The sequence below is a fragment of the Micromonospora parathelypteridis genome (assembly GCF_014201145.1).
Classification (GTDB): domain Bacteria; phylum Actinomycetota; class Actinomycetes; order Mycobacteriales; family Micromonosporaceae; genus Micromonospora; species Micromonospora parathelypteridis.
Window position 1 is genome coordinate 1,736,951 of sequence record NZ_JACHDP010000001.1, and the last position, 18,112, is coordinate 1,755,062.

Sequence of the window (18,112 nt, forward strand, 5' to 3'; positions counted from 1 at the left end):
GTACATCCTGCCCTGCCGGACCGACGACGCGCCGGCCGGGGGACGCCGGTGTGGCGGCGACCGCTGCCGGCTCGCCGGTTTCCACCCGGCAGCCGGGCCCGCGCGGGGACCATGACCAGATGCGCAGGGTACGGGCCGACGGCGTCCACTGGTCCCGTTGGTTGGCCGGCCAGTTGGGACTACGCGGACAGGCCCCGCAGACGGACGAGGCCGGCCACCGCCACGCCACCTGGCTGGAGCTCTTCCTCGACATCATCTTCGTGTACGCGTTGGCGGCGGTGGTGGCCCGGCTGGGCAACGACCCGACTCCGTCGCCGAACGCCGTGCTGGCCGTGATCGGGCTCTTCGTAGTGGTGCAGTGGGCCTGGGTGGGGCAGGTCTACTACGACACCCGGTTCGACCCGGACGACGCCGTGCACCGACTGCTGGTGCTGGGCGCGTTGGTCGGCGCGGGCGCGATGACGCTCGGTGTCGACGAGGTGCCGGAGAGCGTGCTCCTGACGGTCGGGTACCTGATCGTGCGGGGCGTGCTGCTCCTGCTCTACCTGCGGGCCCGGACGACGAGCCCGATGGCCCGCACGGTGACGTCGGTCTACCTGATCGGCTTCGGGACGGGCTGGTTGATCTGGCTGGTCTCGCTTTTCGTGCCCACCGAAGCGCGCCCGGTCATGTGGATCATCGCGATGATCATCGAACTGGCCACGCCGTGGGTCGGCAAGGGCCGGCTCAACCGGTGGCCCGTGGACAACCGCCACCTGCCGGAGCGGATCGGGCAGTTCACCATCATCGTGCTGGGCAGCGCGCTGGCCAGCCTGCTCTTCGCGGTGCCGGACCACCCCCGGCCGCACATGATCGTCGCCGCCGGGATGGCCTTCGTGGTGCCGGCTGCCGTCTGGTGGGTCTACACCACGTTCGTCACCACCCGATTGACGCAGCGTCGGCTGCGTGGCGGGCAGGCGTACGGCTACCTGCACATCCCGCTCGGCGGTTCGCTGCTGCTGCTCGGCTGGGCTCTCGGGCAGGTGGTCCGGCTGATCGACGACAACGTGAACCGGCTGCCGCTGGAGCTGCGGCTTCTGCTGGCCGCCTCGGTCGTGGTCTGGACGTTGTGTGGGCTGGGCCTGTACTGGCTCTGGTCGCGGCCGAGCGTCGCCCGACTGGCGATCACCGGCTACGGGGTGATCTCGGTCAGCGTGATCACCGCGACGGTGCACGAACCGAGGTTGATGCTGTTGCTGCTGTCCGCGGCGATCGCCGGGTACGCCGTGCTGCTCACCCGGCGACTCGCCTCGGCCCGTCAGGAGTCGGAGAACAATCCCGACGGTTGAGCGGCGCTCAGGCGGCAGCCGGCTCGACCGCCACCGCGGCGGTGGCCTCCTCGGCGGCCACCTGGCTGTTCCAGGCGGCCTTGGTGGAACGCCAGCCCTCGTCGTCCATGCCGCGCCGCCAGTAGCCGGAAATGGAGAGCCGGTCGAGCGGAATGCCCCGCTCGGCGCGCAGCAGTCGGCGCAACTCCCGGACGAAGGCAGCCTCACCGTGCACGAACGCGTGCACCTGGCCGGCCGGGAACTCCAGCTCCCGCACCGCCGCGACCAGCGCCTCGCCCACCGGGCGATCGCCGCGGCGCAGCCACGTCAGCTCGACCGCGCCAGGGCTGAGCAGCTTCTGCTCGTCGGCCGGGTCGGCGATCTCCACGAAGACGTGGGCCGGGGCGCCCAGTGGCAGCCGCTCCAGGGCAGCCGCGATCGCCGGCAGGGCACTCTCGTCGCCGACCAGCAGGTGCCAGTCCGCGTCCGGGCTCGGGGCGTACGCGCCGCCGGGGCCGACGAAGTGCACGGGGTCACCGGGGCGCAACGCGGCAGCCCACGGACCGGCCAGCCCCTCGTCGCCGTGGTACACCACGTCCACGGTCAGCTCCTCGGCCAACGGGTCCCAGCGTCGCACCGTGTACGCGCGCAGCCGCGGCCACTGCTCCCGGGGCAGGTCCCGGCGGATCGCGGCGAGGTCCAACGGCAGCGGGTACGTGACGCCGGGCTGCGGGAACACCACCTTGATGTAGTGGTCGGTGAACTCGCCCACCGGCAGGTCGGTCAGCTCGTCCCCACCGAGGACGAGCCGGATCAGGTGCGGGGTGGGCCGCTCGGTGCGCAGCACGTGGACCGAGGTGACGTTCCTGGGGCGTTCCGTCATGCAGCTTAGGCTAGCCTAAGCTGCCCGGGGGTCCGTCGGCGGTACGCCCCTGTCGACCAGGCGGGTGTGCCAGGTCACGGCCGCCGGGTCGGTGAGGGAGGCGACCTGGTCGATCACCACGCGCAGTCGGGCGACGTCGTCCGGCGCGGCCCGCCACAGCGGAGCGAAGATCGGGTCGAGCCCGTCCGGGGCGCGCCGGACCAGCGCGGCGACCAACTCGGCCAGCATTGTCCGCTGCCTCTCGTAGCGGCCCCGGAAGCCGGCGCGACGCATCACGTAACGCAGCGCGATGCCCTTGAGCAGGGCACACTGCGCCCGGGCCAGACGTGGCACCACCAGGTCCGCGGCGTAGCGACGGTGCGGGCCGGGACCGAAGCGCTCCTCCGTGGCAGCCACCGCCGCGGACACGAACCGCCCGGTCACCCCGCTGGTGGTGGCCTTCAACGCGACCAGGGCGCGGTGACTGCCGTCGTACCCGGCGAGCGGGGCGAGCAGCGGATCCGCCAACAACTCGACCAGCACCTCCGCCAGGTCGGCAGCGGTCTCCCCGGAGTAGGCGCCGGCCACGTCGGCACAGAGCGCGGCCCGCTCGTCGGCGTCGACGAGCAACGGGCGCAGCGTGACGTACCCGCCGTGGATGCCGTCCTCCACGTCGTGCACCGAGTACGCGACGTCGTCGGCCCAGTCCATCACCTGCGCCTCGAGACAGCGCCGATCGCCGGGCGCACCGGCCCGGATCCACTCGAAGACCGCGGTGTCGTCGGCGTACACGCCGAACTTGCGCTCCCCGGGGCGGCGCGGCCACGGGTACTTGCCGATCGCGTCGAGCGACGCCCGGGTCAGGTTCAGCCCGGCGGACGAGCCGTCCGGGGCGAGCACCTTCGCCTCCAGCCGGGTCAGCACCCGCAGGGTCTGCGCGTTGCCCTCGAAGCCGCCACACGGCGTGGCGAGCAGATCCAGGGCCGCCTCGCCGTTGTGGCCGAACGGCGGGTGCCCGAGGTCGTGGGCGAGCCCGGCGACGTCCACCACGTCCGGGTCGCAGCCCAACCGGGCACCCATCTCCCGCGCGATCTGCGCAACCTCCAGCGAGTGCGTCAGCCGCGTACGCAGAAAGTCGTCCGTCCCGGCGGTGTGCACCTGGGTCTTGGTGGCCAGTCGGCGGAACGCGGCGGAGTGCAGCACCCGCGCACGGTCGCGCTCGTACGGTGACCGGCGGTGCCCGGTGTCCTTGGGTGGCTCCTCAATCCGCCGGGCGTCCGCCGCCCGGCTCACTCCTCGCGCTCACGGAGAACGCAGAACTCGTTGCCCTCCGGGTCGGCCAACACCGTCCACTCGACCTCGCCCTGGCCGATGTCGACGTGCCGGGCGCCCATGTCGACCAGGCGCTCGACCTCGGCCTCCCGGTCGGCGGGGCGCAGGTCGAGGTGCAGCCGGTTCTTGCGGTCCTTGCCGTCGGTCACCAGATTGAAGAACAGGGCGGGGTGCTGGTCCGCGGACTGGCGGATCTCCACGCCGTCCGGCTTCTCGGTGACGACCTGATAGCCGAGCGCTTCGGCCCACCAGCGGGCCAGTCGGGCCGGATCGCGGGCATCGATGGTCAGGCTCTCCCAGACGCTGGTCATGCAATCACCCTTCCCGTTCGACGGCGTACGCAATCGGCCGTGTGCGAGCGAGCCAAGGTTACGCCCGCCACACCTGCCCGACTGACCCCCGACGCGTCGGTGGAGTGTCCACAACCGCCGATCGGCCCGGAGTTGTCAACCGATTGCCGTGGGTTACGGGCTCGCGGGCGGAAGTCGCCAGCGGTAGCGTTCCCAGCGCGGAACGTGACCAGCCGACCGACACGCAGATCCCGCACGGGTAAGGGAGCAGTTCGTGGACGCAGACACGGTGGTGGGAACGGAACTACGCGGGCTGCGCCGACGCCGACCCGAGGTCGCCGGGACGGTGCTGGCCGGCACCGACGGGCTGCTCATCTCCAGCGATCTGCCCAGCACCGACGCCACCCATCTCGCCGCGCTGGCCGCGGCCAGTTTCGGGCTCGGCCACCGGGTGGCCGACACCGTCCGGCGGGGTGAGTTCCGGGAGTCGGTCGTCTGCACGACGGCCGGCTGCGTGGTGACCTACCCGGCCGGGCGCACCGCCCTGCTGACCCTGGTCACCGTGTCGGCGGCGGATGACCTGGAGGCGCTGCACGAGGAGGCGCGGGCGGTGGCCCGCCGAGCCGGTTCGGTGTTGGACACGCGCGGTGGCGGCATCGGCGCCACGTCTGTTCCGGACGCGCACGCGCCGCTCGCCGTGCGTACCCCGATGGCGACCCTGCCGACGCAGTTACGCCGCCCGGCTCGACCGACCTGGCGTCGCCCGCCGATCTGAGCCTCGGCGGATCGTCCGCCCACGACCCGATTCGAGCGTTGGTGCCGGCGGCGGCCGGGTCGCCCGGTCGCCGCCGGCCCCGCGTCAGCGGCTGTCCGACCCGCCGGTCTCCACGACCGCCCGGCCGGCCTCCAGCCGCGCCACCGGCACGCGGAACGGCGAACAGGACACATAGTCCAGGCCGACCTCGTGGAAGAAGTGCACCGAGTCCGGGTCACCGCCGTGTTCACCGCAGACACCGAGCTTCAGCCCGGGGCGGGCGGCCCGGCCCTCCTCGGCGGCGATCCGCACCAGCCGGCCGACGCCATCGCGGTCGATCGACTCGAACGGCGAGATGCCGAAGATGCCCAGCTCCAGGTAGCGCCAGAAGAATGCGCCCTCGACGTCGTCGCGGGAGAAGCCCCAGCCCATCTGGGTCAGGTCGTTGGTGCCGAAGGAGAAGAACTCGGCCGCCTCGGCGATCTGCCCGGCGGTCAGCGCCGCCCGGGGCACCTCGATCATGGTGCCGATCAGCACCTCGACCCCGCTGTCCCCGACCACCTCCGCGATGATCTTTTCGGCCTCGGCGCGGACCGTCTCCAACTCCTGCACTGCGCCGACCAGCGGCACCATGATCTCCGGTTTGGCTACGCCGCCGCCACGGGCGCAGCTGACGGCCGCCTCGGCGATGGCCCGGACCTGCATCGCGAACAGGCCGGGGATGACCAGGCCGAGGCGAACGCCCCGCAGCCCGAGCATCGGGTTCTCCTCGTGCATCCGCCGGACGGCGGCGAGCAGCGCCTCTTCCTTGGCGACGTCCTCGCCCCGCTCCTGCGCGACCGCGACGTTGACCGCGAGCTGCTCCAGCGGCGGCAGGAACTCGTGCAGCGGCGGGTCGATCAGCCGGACCGTGACCGGCAGACCGTCCATCTCGCGGAAGATCTCCTCGAAGTCGGCCCGCTGCAACGGCAGCAACGCCGCCAGGGCCGCTTCCCGCTCACCCTCGGCCCGGGACAGGATCAGCCGCTCGACCAACTCCCGTCGGTCGCCGAGGAACATGTGCTCGGTGCGGCACAGCCCGATGCCCTCGGCGCCGAAGCGCCGGGCCCGGGCGGCGTCCGCGCCGGTGTCGGCGTTCGTGCGGACCGCGAGCCGCCGCTTCCCGTCGGCGTGCGTCATGATCCGGTGCACGGCCCGAACCAGCGCGTTGTCGATGTGCTCCGGGTCGAGGCTGCCCTCGAAGTACTGCACCACCTCCGAGGGCATGACCGGCACCTCGCCCAGGTACACCTTGCCGGTGGTGCCGTCGATGGACACGACGTCGCCCTCGTTGACCGTCTGCCCGGCGACGGTGAACCGCTTCGCCGGGACGTTCACCTCGATCTCGTCGGCACCGGAGACGCAGGTCTTGCCCATGCCCCGGGCCACCACGGCGGCGTGGCTGGTCTTACCACCCCGGGAGGTGAGGATGCCCTGGGCGGCGATCATGCCGTTCAGGTCGTCCGGGTTGGTCTCCCGGCGGACCAGGATCACCGACTTGCCCTCGGCGGCCAGCTCGACGGCCCGCGCGGAGGTGAAGACCACCGTGCCGGACGCCGCGCCGGGCGAGGCGCCGATGCCCTTGGCGACCGGCTGGAACTCGTGGTCCAGCTGGAACCGGGGGAACATCAGCTGGGCCAGTTGCGCGCCGTTGACCCGGTGCAGCGCCTCGTCCAGGTCGATCAGGCCCTCGTCGACGAGTTGCCCGGCGATGACGAACGCGGCGGCGGCGGTGCGTTTGCCGACCCGCGTCTGCAGCATCCACAGCTTGCCGCGCTCGATGGTGAACTCGATGTCGCAGAGGTCCTTGTAGTGCTCCTCCAACCGGGCCATGATGCCGAGCAGCTCGTCGTAGGAGGCCTTGTCGAGCTGCTCCAACTCCTGCAGGGGCACGGTGTTGCGGATACCGGCGACCACGTCCTCACCCTGGGCATTGGCCAGGTAGTCGCCGTAGATGCCCTGCGCGCCACTGGCCGGGTCACGGGTGAACGCGACTCCGGTGCCGGAGTCTGGGCCGAGGTTGCCGAAGACCATGGTCACCACGTTGACCGCAGTGCCGAGGTCGGCCGGGATGCGCTCCTGGCGACGGTAGAGCACCGCGCGCTCGGCGTTCCACGACTCGAAGACGGCCCGGATGGCGAGGTCGAGCTGCTCGCGCGGCTGCTGCGGGAACTCGCGACCGGTGTGCTTGAGGAAGATCTTCTTGTACGCGTCGACCAGCCCCCGCAGGTCGTCCGCGTCGAGGTCGAGGTCGTTGGTCGTACCCTTGGCGCTCTTGGCCTTGTCGAGCGCCTGCTCGAACTCCTCGCCCGGCACCTCGCAGACGGTCTTGCCGAACATCTGGATGAGGCGACGGTAGGAGTCCCAGGCGAACCTGTCGTTCGTTCCCGCCTGCGCGGAGAGACCGACCACGCTCTGGTCGTTGAGACCGACGTTGAGGACGGTCTCCATCATGCCCGGCATGGAGAACTTGGCCCCGGAGCGGACGGAGACCAGCAGGGGGTCCTGCGGGTCGCCGAGACGCTTGCCCATCGCGCGCTCCAGCGACTCCAGGTGCGCCTCGATCTGACCGGCGAGGCCGTCGGGCTCCCGTCCCGTCGCGAGGTACGCCTGGCAGGCCTCGGTGGTGATGGTGAAGCCGGGCGGGACGGGCAGGCCGAGGTTGGTCATCTCGGCGAGGTTGGCCCCCTTGCCGCCGAGCAGGTCCTTGAGATCCTTGTTGCCTTCGGAGAAGTCGTAGACGTACTTCTGATCGACGGTCTCTTGCGCTGCCACCAGAGCCTCCACACACGCGCCGGATTGACACTTAACGAAGGTTCAGTTTTTTCTTGCCCCGGACGGACTGCCGGTAATCCCGGAGTCGACGCCGATCGGTGGGCGAAGGTTAAGCGAACATCGGGTGACCTGGGACCGTTCGGTGACAATAGGCACAGCTATCACGACTATCCGTGTTCGTACCGGTTTTTGGGAACGCTTCCACGCGCAGTAACACGCATGCCGGCCGAGAGTCGTAGGCTTGACGGCACGCCAGCCAGCGAACCTCACTTTTGCCATAACCGACGCGAATACACCCCCCCGGAGTCGCCGCCGTGTCGACCATCCCCTCCCTCGACCCCGCCGCCGACCCCGCGGCGGCCGAGCGGACCGCCGCCGAGTTGCCCGCCCCACCAGCCCCGCACCGGCTGAGCGACGTCGTGCCCGCTCCCCGGCAGGTCCAGCCGGACCCGACCGAGGCCTGGGTCCTGGCCGCCGAAGCGGTCATCGTGGCCAGCGCCGACCCCGCCGCGCTGGCGGTCGCCGCACAGCTCGCCGAGCTGCTCCGGCCAGCCACCGGGTACCCGCTGCCGGTCACCGACGCCACCACGCCCGACCCCGCGGGCGGCATCGCGCTGGTGCTGGACGAGACCGCCGACCTCGGCACCGAGGGCTACCGGCTCGACATCACCACCAACGGGGTACGCGTCACCGCCGTCACCGCCACCGGCCTCTTCTACGGCGTGCAGACCCTGCGCCAACTGCTGCCACCGGCCATCGAGAGCCCGGTCCCGGTCACCGAACACTGGGCGCTGCCCGGCGGCACCATCACCGACGCGCCCCGCTTCCCGTACCGGGGCGCGATGCTCGACGTCGCGCGGCACTTCTTCGCCGTCGAGGACGTGCTCCGGGTGATCGAGCACCTGGCCCGTTACAAGCTCAACCACCTGCACCTGCACCTCACCGACGACCAGGGCTGGCGGATCGCCGTCGACTCCTGGCCGAAGTTGACAGGCGTCGGCGCGACGACCGAGGTCGGCGGAGGTCCCGGCGGGCACTACACGAAGGCCGACTACCGGCGGATCGTCTCCTACGCGACCGCTCGCCACATCACCGTCGTCCCGGAGATCGACCTCCCCGGGCACACCAACTCGGCGCTGGTCGCGTACCCGGAGTTGGCACCGGACAAGATCGCCCCGCCGCCGTACACCGGCACCGAGGTCGGCTTCAGCTACGTCGACCCGGCCGACGAGCGGACGTACGAGTTCGTCGCCGACGTCCTGGGCGAGGTGGCCGCACTCACCCCGGGGCCGTGGCTGCACATCGGCGGCGACGAGGCGTTCAAGGTGAAGGGAGAGGTGTACACCGGTTTCGTCGAGCGGGCCCAACGCATCGTGGCCGGCCTCGGCAAGACCGTCGTCGGCTGGCACCAGCTCGCGCCGGCCGGGCACGAGGACGGGCGGGTGCTGCAGTGGTGGGGCACGAACGGTGAGGACCCCACCACGGCCGATGCCGTACGCCGGGGCGCCCGACTGATCCTCTCCCCCGGCAACCACGCCTACCTGGACATGAAGTACGCGTCGGACACCCCGATCGGGCATGACTGGGCTGGCCTGATCGACGTGCGAAAGGCGTACGACTGGGACCCGGGCACGCACCTCACGAACGTTCCCGGGGAGGCCGTACTCGGCGTGGAGGCGCCGCTCTGGACCGAATCGGTCACCTCGCTCGCCGACATCGAGCTCCTGCTCCTCCCCCGGCTCCCCGCGATCGCCGAACTCGGCTGGTCACCTCGGGAAACGCACGACTGGGCCGACTTCCGCGACCGGTTGGCGGCTCACGGCCCGCGCTGGGCGACGGCGGGCACCACCTTCCACCGCGCGCCCGAGATCCCCTGGCCGACGACCCCGGCCGTCCCGACCATCCCGGAGCAGCGCCACCCGGAGCAGGCCGACACGACGACCGGCTGACGCCGAGCGGCCCCGCAGTCCGGCGTCAACCGGACACACGAAGTGATCCACTCAACGTCGCCGACATTGGGGTATCCCCGACACCGGATGCCCCCATGTCGGCGACCCGGTGTGGATCACCTCCAGGCACCGGGCAAGGCAATCCACGCGTGGCCCGTATGTCCGGTTTAATGCACGTTGCCCGGTGGTCGGGGTCACCCGGGCGGTGGAATCGGGGGCCGGCCGGGGTCGTTATACCTGGCATGCCGCCGTAGCCCCCGGGCTTCAGCGTGCGGCAGCCCCCGGGAACACCTGCCGGGCCGCCACGGTTACACCCTCCACGGAGACGCCCCGATGCCGGCCCCTTGCGGGCTGCCGGGCACCCTCCAGGACTTCTTCCCGCAGCACACCCACCCCCCGGGTGTGTGTTGCGTACCCCCATCGCAGAGGAGCACGCCATCATGCGTACCGATCTGATCCGTAAGACCGCCCTCACCGCCGCTGGGCTCGCCTTCACCGGCGGCGCCATCGCCGGCCCCGTCACCGCCGCCTACGCCGCGTCCGACGCCAAGCCGACCTCGCAGACGCAGAACGACCGCAAGCCCTCGGGTGAGCGGGAGCTGGGTGTGCGCTACGAGGCGCAGCCGAACTTCTACTACTGCGGGCCCGCCGCGACCCGTAACGCCCTGTCCGTCCAAGGCAAAAACATCAACGTCGACGACATGGCCAAGGAAATGGGCACCACCGAAGCCGGCACCAACTCCATCAACGACATCACCCCCGTCCTGAACAAGGAAACCGGCAAGCCCGACGCCTACCGGTCCGTGGAAATCAGCAACCCCAACGCTGACACCAAGCAGACCGACACCCTGCGCACCGACGTCGTCCACACCGTCGACCAGGGCCGCGCCGTCGTCGCCAACATCGCCGGCACCAGCACCGACACCACCGGCACCACCCACTCCTACGAAGGCGGGCACTACATCAGCGTCGTCGGCTACCACGACAACGGCAACACCGTCACCATCGCCGACTCCGCCGACCCCAACCAAGCCGCCTACGACATCACCATCGAGCACCTCGCCGACTGGATCGCCACCCGCGGCTACGCCACCAGCTGACCCACACCAGCACACCACGACCACACCGAAGGGCCGGACCCCAACCACGGGGCCCGGCCCTTCGGCGTCGGTTAGGCCACTGGCGAGGACGGGCAGAGCCGCTCCGCTCCGGGGCAGAGCCGCGCCGGGCCGAGTGTGCGCCGGGCCGAGTGTGCGTCGGGCCGAGTGTGCGCCGCTGGCCCTTTGGAGCTGATGTCGTAGACGATTCACGGCGCGGCCTCAGGGCGGTTCGTCTGCGGCATCAGCTCCAAAGCGTGCCGACCCCCTACGCCCAGCCGATACTCACGGACGGACGGACGGACCGTGGCGACAGCGGCACGGACGGACGGGTTCGGAGCCCGCCGCATCCACGCTCCGCACTCACGCGCCGGTGCCGGACGTCAGCGATCAGCCGCCGGAGTCGTCCATTTCGGCGCCCTCGGGGACGGCGTCGTCGTCTCGGCTGGCCAGCCAGCCGTCCGGCAGGAAGACCTTGCCCGGCGAGTTGGTGCGTCCGCGCGGCTGGCCCAGGGCGGCCACCGGGAACGGCTCCGTCGGGTCGAGCTTTCCGAGCAGGTCGTCGAGCTGGGCCAGGCTTTCGATCATCGCCAGCGAGCGGCGCAGCTCGCCGCCGACCGGGAAGCCCTTGAGGTACCAGGCGACGTGCTTGCGGAAATCGGTGCAGCCGTCCCGCTCACCCCGGGCCGGGTTGCTGGCGCCGGCCACGAACTGGTCTACCAGCAGCTCGGCGTGCCGGCGCATGGTCACCGCCACCTCGCCGAGGGTGGGCAACCGCCGCTCCGAGCGCCCGTTGAAGGCGGCCTCCAGATCGGCGAAGAGCCACGGTCGACCCAGACAGCCGCGCCCGACGACCACGCCGTCGACCCCGGTGTGCGCGACCATCCGCAGCGCGTCGTCGGCCTCCCAGATGTCGCCGTTGCCGAGCACCGGCACGTCGAGGGCCTGCTTCAACGTGGCGATCGCGTCCCAGTCGGCGGTGCCCGAGTAGCGCTGCGCGGCGGTCCGCCCGTGCAGGGCCACCGCGGCCACGCCGGCGTCCTGGGCGGCGAGCCCGGCTTCGACGTACGTCAGGTGGTCGTCGTCGATGCCCTTGCGCATCTTCACCGTGACCGGCACCCCGGCCGGCGCGGCGGCAGCCACCGCGGCCTGCACCAGTCGGGCGAAGAGCCGGCGCCGCCACGGCAACGCCGCGCCGCCCCCACGCCGGGTGACCTTGGGGACCGGGCAGCCGAAGTTGAGGTCGATGTGATCGGCCAGGTTGCGTTCGACGACGATCCGCACGGCGGCAGCGGTGATCTCCGGGTCGGTGCCGTAGAGCTGGAGGCTGCGAGGCTTCTCGTCGTCGCCGAACGCGATCATGCGCAGCGTCTTCGGGTTCCGCTCGACCAGCGCCCGCGTGGTGATCATCTCGCAGACGTAGATGCCGCCGCCCTGCTCCCGGCAGAGCCGGCGGAACCCGACGTTGGTGATCCCGGCCATCGGCGCGAGAACCACCGGCGGCCACACCTGGTAGCCACCGAGGGTCAACGGGCGTCCGGCCGCCACCGCGACATCACTCACCCCGCAAGTATACGGAGGGGTTCCTCCCCCTTTGCCTGCCGCAGGGCGGCGCTCGGGTTGACACCCCCGGGGCCGACCCGACCGGGCCTACCGGGCCAGCCGTCGAGCGGTGCTGAACCCCGTCCCGCTCCGCCCCGTGCAGGTCTGCAGCACGAGGTCGTATCGGCTCATCCAGCGCGGCATCGTACCGCCCTTGCGCGGCTGCCATCGGTGCCCGACCACCTGGTAGGTGCCCGCGCACGGCCCCGAGACGACCCGCACCACCCTCCCTGTCGGGAGGTCGTCCAGCCACGCCCAACCCGTGGTGTCGTGCCCCGCCAGGAGGCACGTCGGCGAGGTCGTCCACGTCACCAGCGCTCCGCTGTCGATCTTGGCTTGCGAGTGGATCGCCGTGACGGGGGCGAGACGTGTCACGGCCCGCGGGGACGCACGCCGCGCGGGACCGCCGCGGGACGGAGCCGGCGGCTCGAGCCTCCACTGGGTGGCCTCGATCATCCCAGGGACGGGCGATACGGAGGCCGTGGCCGTGGGGACCGCACCAACCGACCCACGCCTTGCGGAGGACGCGCTCGGTGGCGGCGGGGCGTGGGCGGCAGCGCTCGCCCGGGGGGCCTGGGCGGCACCGTGGTGGGCCGCTGAGCCGGAGAGCGCCGGCAGTCCCACGACGATCGACGCCGCAGCGGTCAAGCGGAGGACGGACAGTCGATTCGTCATGTCATCCCACCTTCTTCCGATCGAGACCAAAATATCGAAAGATGGCACTGAATTAATTTCATCGACCCGCGAGTCGCCGACGCTTCGTCTCGCGTCCCGCCCCTGGTCAGACAGCAGAAGGCCCCGTCCCGACCGCGGTCGGGACGGGGCCTTCCGAGCACATCAGCAGCCGGGGAGGCGCTCGATCAGGTAGCGCTCGACCTGGTCCAGGGAGACCCGCTCCTGGGCCATGGTGTCCCGGTTGCGCACCGTCACAGCGTTGTCGTCCAGCGTGTCGAAGTCGACAGTCACGCAGAACGGGGTGCCGATCTCGTCCTGCCGGCGGTAGCGGCGGCCGATCGCCTGCGAATCGTCGAACTCCACCACCCAGCGCTTGCGCAGCAGCGTCGCGAGGTCCTTGGCCTTCGGCGACAGCGCCTCGTTGCGCGACAGCGGCAGCACGGCCACCTTGACCGGTGCGAGCCGCGGGTCGAAGCGCATGACGGTGCGCTTGTCCACGCCACCCTTGGTGTTGGGTGCCTCGTCCTCGTCGTACGCTTCCAGCAGGAAGGCGAGCACCGCGCGGGTCAGACCCGCCGCCGGCTCGATGACGTACGGCATCCAGCGCTCACTCTTGGTCTGGTCGAAGTAGGACAGGTCGACGCCGGAGTGCTTGCTGTGCGTGGAGAGGTCGAAGTCGGTGCGGTTGGCGACACCCTCCAGCTCGGCGAACTCGGTGCCGCCGAACTGGAAGCGGTATTCGATGTCGACCGTCCGCTTGGAGTAGTGCGAGAGCTTCTCCGCCGGGTGCTCGTAGAGGCGCAGGTTATCCGCGGACAGGCCGAGGTCGAGGTACCAGTTCCAGCGCTCCTGGAGCCAGTACTCGTGCCACTGCTCGTCGGTGCCCGGCTCGACGAAGAACTCCATCTCCATCTGCTCGAACTCGCGGGTCCGGAAGATGAAGTTGCCCGGGGTGATCTCGTTGCGGAACGACTTACCGGTCTGCGCGATGCCGAACGGCGGCTTCTTGCGGGCGACCGTCTCGACGTTCTTGTAGTTGACGAAGATGCCCTGCGCGGTCTCCGGGCGCAGGTAGTGCATGCCCTCTTCGCTCTCCACCGGGCCCAGGTAGGTCTTCATCAGGCCGTTGAACATCTTCGGCTCAGTGAAGGTGCCCTTGTTGCCGCAGTTGGGGCAGTTGAGCTCAGTGAGCGAGGCCAGCGGCTTGCCGTGCTTGGCCTCGTACGCCTCTTCGAGGTGGTCCGCCCGGAAGCGCTTGTGGCAGAACTGGCACTCGGTCAGCGGGTCGACGAACTCGGCGATGTGACCGGACGCCTCCCACACCTTGCGGGCCAGGATCACCGCCGAGTCGAGCCCGACGACGTCGTCGCGCTGCTGGACCATGGTCTTCCACCACTGCCGGCGGACGTTCTCCTTGAGCTCCACGCCGAGCGGGCCGTAGTCCCACGCCGATCGGGTGCCTCCGTAGATTTCGCTGGAGGGGAAGACGAAGCCTCGGCGCTTGGCGAGGCTGACGACGGCGTCGATACGGTCGACTGGCATGTTTCCTCCTACGCCGGCTGGCGGTCGGCGGGGGCGAGATGTGGATGGAACGGTCGGTTCGGGACAACGGTACGACCACCGTCGCCCTGAGCCCAGCAGAATACCGGGGGCGGGTCAGCTGACCCCGCAGACCTCCACGCCGCCGGTCTGACCGTCGTTACCGAGAATGACCTGCTGCTGCTCCCGGTCGCCACCCTCGAGCGTCACGTCGACCGGCAAGGTCAGGTTGATGGTGTCCACCTCACCCAACCGGAACGCGGTGACCTGTGGCTCGGCGGCGGCCCGCCGTTCGAACTCGGGCCGGGACTCGCGCCGCTGCGCGTCGTCGCAGAGCTGCTCGTACGCCCGCCCGTAGTCCCGCTCGACCAGCGCCTGGTAGTAGTCGCCGGTCACGGTGCGGGCCTGTTCGCGGACCGCCTGCACGCCGGTGACCGCCAGGCCGACGACGGCGCTGCCGCCCCCGCCACAGCAGAGCACCACGGCGAGCGCGCCGACGCCGAGGCCGATCCAGAGCCGGGTCCGGCGGCCCTCGGTGGGCGGCGCGGCGAACGGCGGAGCCACCCCGGGACCGGGCGGCGGGGCGGGTGGGGTCATAGGAGCAGCGTAGTGTCCGGTGGCTCAGCGGTAAGGACCCGCAGCCCGATCACTCTCGGCGACGACCACGGCTCCGCCGGGGGCCGCGGTGGCCAGTGCCTCGTACGCGGAGGGCTCGTCGACCGACTCGGCGAGCAGCGGCACGGCGCTGACCTTGACCTCGAAGGCGCCCAGCGCGCGCCGGTACGTGCCGACCGACTCCCATTCGGTGACCAGCGACCAGTACCGGGGATCGTCGAGCGCCCGGACCAGTTGACCGCGCAGGTAGCCGGGGCGGGCGGCCAGTGCGGTGAGGGCGGCGTGCGCCCGTTCGGTGAAGTCGTCGGCAACATCGACGTCGACCACGAACCGGTTGGTCACCAGCAACGGAGGTCCTCCTCGTAGAGTCTGTGGGATGCAGCGTACGCAGCGCCCTCTGCTGGCCCGGTTGGCCGGGGCGAACCCGACGTCGGTGTTCCTGCTCACCTTGGTGGTGGTGCTGGTGGCGTTCTTCACGCCCGGGGTGATCGGCGGGCTGCTGACGCTCGCGCTCGCCGCGGTCCTGATCGCCCTGATGGCGACGACCTGGGCGGTTCAGGCACCGCAGACCCGGCTGATTCGACTGGTGATGTTGACCCTGCTGGTGACGGTGGGCCTCGCGAAGCTGCTCTGACATGCAATCATGCGTTTTTGACAATCATTATCGTTGCCACGGACAGTTGACGTCATGAGCAACCGCACCACGTTCCGTGTCCTGGCCGCCGCGACCACCCTCCTCGCCCTGGGTGCCGCGGCCGGCTGCTCCACCGGTGGTGCCGCCGGCGCCGACCCCCAACGGGTCGACGTGGTGGCCGCGTTCTATCCCCTCCAGTTCATCGCGGAGCGCGTCGGCGGCGACGCGGTCCGGGTGACCAACCTGGCCAAGCCCGGTGCCGAGCCGCACGACCTGGAGCTCAACCCGAGCCAGGTCGGTCAGGTCAGCGAGGCCGAGCTGATCGTCTACCTCAAGGGATTCCAGCCTGCGGTCGACGACGCCGTCGCACAGAACGGCGGCGACCGGGCGTTCGACGTGACCAGCGTGCAGCCGCTGCTGGACGCGAGCGCCGGCGGGCACAACCACGAGGGCGAGGAGGAGAACGCCGAGGACAGCGGTGCCAAGGACCCGCACGTCTGGCTCGACCCGACCCGCCTCGCCGGCATCGGTGACCAGCTCGCCCAGCGGCTCGGCAAGGCCGACCCGGACCACGCCGCCGACTACACCGCCGGCGCCGCGGCACTACGCGCCGACCTCACGGCCCTGGACGGCGAGTTCCGGCACGGCCTGGCGACCTGCCAGCGGCGGGAGATCGTGACCAGCCACGCCGCGTTCGGCTACCTCGCCGACCGCTACCAGCTCGACCAGGTCGGCATCACCGGGCTGAGCCCGGACGTCGAGCCTTCGCCGCAGCGGCTCGCTCACGCGATCGAGGAGGCGAAGGAGCACCAGGCCACCACGATCTTCTTCGAGACCCTGGTCAGCCCGAAGGTCGCCGAGACCATCGCCGGTCAGGTCGGCGCGAAGACCGCCGTGCTCGACCCGATCGAGGGGCTCGCCGCTGGCAGCAACGGGGACTACCTTTCGGTGATGCGTACGAACCTGCAGACCCTGCAGACGGCCTTGAGCTGCTCGTGACCTCACCTGTCATCACCGTCGAACACGGGGTGGTCGGCTACGACGGCCGCCCCGTGCTCCGGGACGTCTCGCTCACCGTGACCGCCGGCGAGGTGGTCGCGGTGCTCGGTGCCAACGGCTCCGGCAAGTCCACCCTGATCCGCGCCGTGCTCGGGCTGGTGCCCATCAGCGCCGGCTCGGTCACCCTCTTCGACCGGCCGTTGCGCCGCTTCCGGCAGTGGGCGCGCATCGGGTACGTCCCGCAGCGCCTGGGCGCCGGCGGCGGCGTACCGGCCACCGTCCGTGAGGTGGTGGCCTCCGGCCGGCTGGCCCGCCGGGGGATCCTCCGCCCGCCGGGTCGAGCCGACCGGGCCGCCGTCGACGCCGCGCTGGTGGCGGTCGGGCTCGCCGACCGGGCCGGCGACCCGGTGTCCACGCTCTCCGGCGGCCAGCAGCAGCGCACCCTGATCGCCCGCGCACTGGCCGGCCAGCCGGAGCTGCTGGTCCTCGACGAGCCCACCGCCGGGGTGGACGCGGCCAGCCAGGAGGCGTTCGCCAACGCGCTGCGCGACTTCGTCGCCGACGGCGGAACGGTGCTGCTGGTCGCCCACGAGTTGGGCCCGCTGCGACCGGTGATCAGCCGGGCGGTCGTCGTACACGAGGGTGGTATCTGTCACGACGGTGCGGTGCCGGACCCGGCCGGCCATCACGCGGAGCCCGACCACGACCACGTGCACCCGCACGGTCCCGACGAGCCCGCCGGGCTGTGGAGCAACTGACGCATGGGACTCTTCCAGTACTCCTACATGCAGCATGCCCTGATCGGCGCGCTGGTGATCGGCCTGGCCGCGCCGGCCCTCGGCATCTACCTGGTGCAGCGCCGGCTGGCGTTGATCGGCGACGGCGTGGGGCACGTGGCGCTGACCGGCGTCGGCGCGGGTCTGCTGCTCAACCGCTCGCCGGTGCTGGTGGCGGTGCTCGTCGCCACCGCGGGCGCGATCGCCATCGAGGTGGTCCGTGCCCGCGGGCGTACGTCCGGCGACCTGGCCCTGGCCCTGCTCTTCTACGGGGGAATCGCGGGCGGCGTGTTGCTGGTCGGCCTCTCCGACGCGACCAGCGCCAACCTCAACGCCTATCTGTTCGGGTCGCTGATCACCACCTCCCTCACCGACGTGATCACCATCGCGGTGCTCGGCGCGGCGATCCTGATCACGATGATCGCGTTGCGCCCGGCGCTCTTCGCGGTCAGCCACGACGAGGAGTACGCCCGGGTCTCCGGCCTTCCGGTACGCACGCTGAACCTGCTGATCGCCGTCGCCACCGCGATCACCGTGACCATCGCGATGCGGGCCGTCGGGGTGCTGCTGATCAGCGCGCTGATGGTCGTGCCGGTCGCCACCGCACAGCAGGTCACCCGGGGCTTCCGCAGCACGATGACCGCCGCGATGGTGCTCGGGTTCTTCGCCGCCGGCTCCGGTGTCTGGGTGGCGGCCACGGCGGACACGGCGCCGGGCGCCTCGGTGGTGCTGGTGGCGATCGCCTCCTTCCTGGTGGTGGCCGTGGCCGGCGGGGTCTGGCGGGCGCTGCGCCGCCGGGCGACACCGACCGCCGCGCCAACACCGGAACCACACGAGGTCGTGCTGGACAGGTCCTGATCGGCGGGA

Annotated in this window: 17 protein-coding genes; 8 read left to right on the top strand and 9 right to left on the bottom strand. The window is 71.1% G+C overall.

Features of this window, described 5'->3' with window-relative positions; all coding sequences use genetic code 11:
- Positions 1 to 119: 119 nt before the first annotated feature.
- Positions 120 to 1,328 carry a low temperature requirement protein A gene (locus tag HNR20_RS07375; protein WP_184177619.1) on the top strand — a complete coding sequence of 403 codons (1,209 nt, stop codon included), beginning with the start codon at positions 120 to 122 and terminating at the stop codon, positions 1,326 to 1,328.
- Positions 1,329 to 1,335: 7 nt separating this feature from the next.
- Here HNR20_RS07375 and HNR20_RS07380 read toward each other — a convergent pair whose 3' ends face one another.
- Genes HNR20_RS07380 through HNR20_RS07390 form a run of 3 tightly spaced genes read right to left on the bottom strand, consistent with a single transcriptional unit; the run spans position 1,336 to position 3,812 of the window.
- Positions 1,336 to 2,190 carry a siderophore-interacting protein gene (locus HNR20_RS07380; RefSeq protein WP_184177621.1) on the bottom strand — a complete coding sequence of 285 codons (855 nt, stop codon included), beginning with the start codon at positions 2,188 to 2,190 and terminating at the stop codon, positions 1,336 to 1,338.
- A gap of 15 nt (positions 2,191 to 2,205) precedes the next feature.
- The gene (locus HNR20_RS07385; protein WP_184177623.1) at positions 2,206 to 3,462 is read right to left on the bottom strand and encodes a deoxyguanosinetriphosphate triphosphohydrolase; all 1,257 of its coding nucleotides are present in this window, start codon (positions 3,460 to 3,462) and stop codon (positions 2,206 to 2,208) included.
- Entirely contained in the window at positions 3,459 to 3,812 is a 354-nt protein-coding gene (locus tag HNR20_RS07390; protein WP_184177625.1) for a VOC family protein, read from the bottom strand. The genes HNR20_RS07385 and HNR20_RS07390 overlap by 4 nt, the downstream gene beginning before the upstream one ends.
- Before the next feature lie 253 nt (positions 3,813 to 4,065).
- Here HNR20_RS07390 and HNR20_RS07395 point away from each other — a divergent pair, with 253 nt between their 5' ends.
- A complete protein-coding gene (locus HNR20_RS07395; protein WP_184177627.1) occupies positions 4,066 to 4,566 on the top strand; it encodes a roadblock/LC7 domain-containing protein in 501 nt (166 codons plus the stop codon).
- Positions 4,567 to 4,650: 84 nt separating this feature from the next.
- Here HNR20_RS07395 and ppdK read toward each other — a convergent pair whose 3' ends face one another.
- Positions 4,651 to 7,359, bottom strand: a complete 2,709-nt coding sequence (gene ppdK / locus HNR20_RS07400; RefSeq protein ID WP_184177629.1) for a pyruvate, phosphate dikinase — start codon at positions 7,357 to 7,359, stop codon at positions 4,651 to 4,653.
- Positions 7,360 to 7,649: 290 nt separating this feature from the next.
- Between ppdK and HNR20_RS07405 the strand changes: the two genes are divergently transcribed.
- Both HNR20_RS07405 and HNR20_RS07410 read left to right on the top strand, forming a co-directional pair.
- Positions 7,650 to 9,308, top strand: a complete 1,659-nt coding sequence (locus HNR20_RS07405; RefSeq protein ID WP_373291060.1) for a beta-N-acetylhexosaminidase — start codon at positions 7,650 to 7,652, stop codon at positions 9,306 to 9,308.
- Between the two features lie 440 nt (positions 9,309 to 9,748).
- On the top strand, positions 9,749 to 10,408 hold the full coding sequence (locus HNR20_RS07410; RefSeq protein ID WP_184176877.1) for a C39 family peptidase: 660 nt from the start codon (positions 9,749 to 9,751) through the stop codon (positions 10,406 to 10,408).
- 387 nt (positions 10,409 to 10,795) lie between these two features.
- On the opposite strand, the gene dusB is transcribed toward HNR20_RS07410, so the two are convergent.
- The 5 genes from dusB to HNR20_RS07435 all read right to left on the bottom strand — a co-directional run bounded on the left by dusB (position 10,796) and on the right by HNR20_RS07435 (position 15,184).
- Entirely contained in the window at positions 10,796 to 11,968 is a 1,173-nt protein-coding gene (gene dusB, locus HNR20_RS07415) for a tRNA dihydrouridine synthase DusB (RefSeq protein ID WP_184177633.1), read from the bottom strand.
- A gap of 87 nt (positions 11,969 to 12,055) precedes the next feature.
- Positions 12,056 to 12,319, bottom strand: a complete 264-nt coding sequence (locus HNR20_RS07420; protein ID WP_184177634.1) for a hypothetical protein — start codon at positions 12,317 to 12,319, stop codon at positions 12,056 to 12,058.
- Between the two features lie 525 nt (positions 12,320 to 12,844).
- The gene (locus HNR20_RS07425; RefSeq protein ID WP_110566721.1) at positions 12,845 to 14,224 is read right to left on the bottom strand and encodes a glycine--tRNA ligase; all 1,380 of its coding nucleotides are present in this window, start codon (positions 14,222 to 14,224) and stop codon (positions 12,845 to 12,847) included.
- Between the two features lie 114 nt (positions 14,225 to 14,338).
- A complete protein-coding gene (locus tag HNR20_RS07430; protein WP_184177636.1) occupies positions 14,339 to 14,818 on the bottom strand; it encodes a hypothetical protein in 480 nt (159 codons plus the stop codon).
- A 24-nt stretch (positions 14,819 to 14,842) separates the two neighbouring features.
- Positions 14,843 to 15,184: an antibiotic biosynthesis monooxygenase gene (locus HNR20_RS07435; RefSeq protein ID WP_110566725.1), complete on the bottom strand. Its 342-nt coding sequence runs from the start codon at positions 15,182 to 15,184 to the stop codon at positions 14,843 to 14,845.
- A 28-nt stretch (positions 15,185 to 15,212) separates the two neighbouring features.
- On the opposite strand from HNR20_RS07435, the gene HNR20_RS07440 reads away from it, so the two are divergent.
- From HNR20_RS07440 to HNR20_RS07455, 4 genes are read left to right on the top strand one after another with little or no spacing between them, the layout of a single operon-like run.
- Positions 15,213 to 15,470 (top strand): hypothetical protein, encoded by a 258-nt coding sequence (locus tag HNR20_RS07440; RefSeq protein WP_184177638.1) that lies wholly within the window; start codon positions 15,213 to 15,215, stop codon positions 15,468 to 15,470.
- Positions 15,471 to 15,524: 54 nt separating this feature from the next.
- Entirely contained in the window at positions 15,525 to 16,469 is a 945-nt protein-coding gene (locus HNR20_RS07445) for a metal ABC transporter substrate-binding protein (RefSeq protein ID WP_184177640.1), read from the top strand.
- On the top strand, positions 16,466 to 17,227 hold the full coding sequence (locus HNR20_RS07450; protein ID WP_184177642.1) for a metal ABC transporter ATP-binding protein: 762 nt from the start codon (positions 16,466 to 16,468) through the stop codon (positions 17,225 to 17,227). The genes HNR20_RS07445 and HNR20_RS07450 overlap by 4 nt, the downstream gene beginning before the upstream one ends.
- A 3-nt stretch (positions 17,228 to 17,230) precedes the next feature.
- The gene (locus tag HNR20_RS07455) at positions 17,231 to 18,103 is read left to right on the top strand and encodes a metal ABC transporter permease (protein ID WP_184177644.1); all 873 of its coding nucleotides are present in this window, start codon (positions 17,231 to 17,233) and stop codon (positions 18,101 to 18,103) included.
- Positions 18,104 to 18,112: the final 9 nt, after the last annotated feature.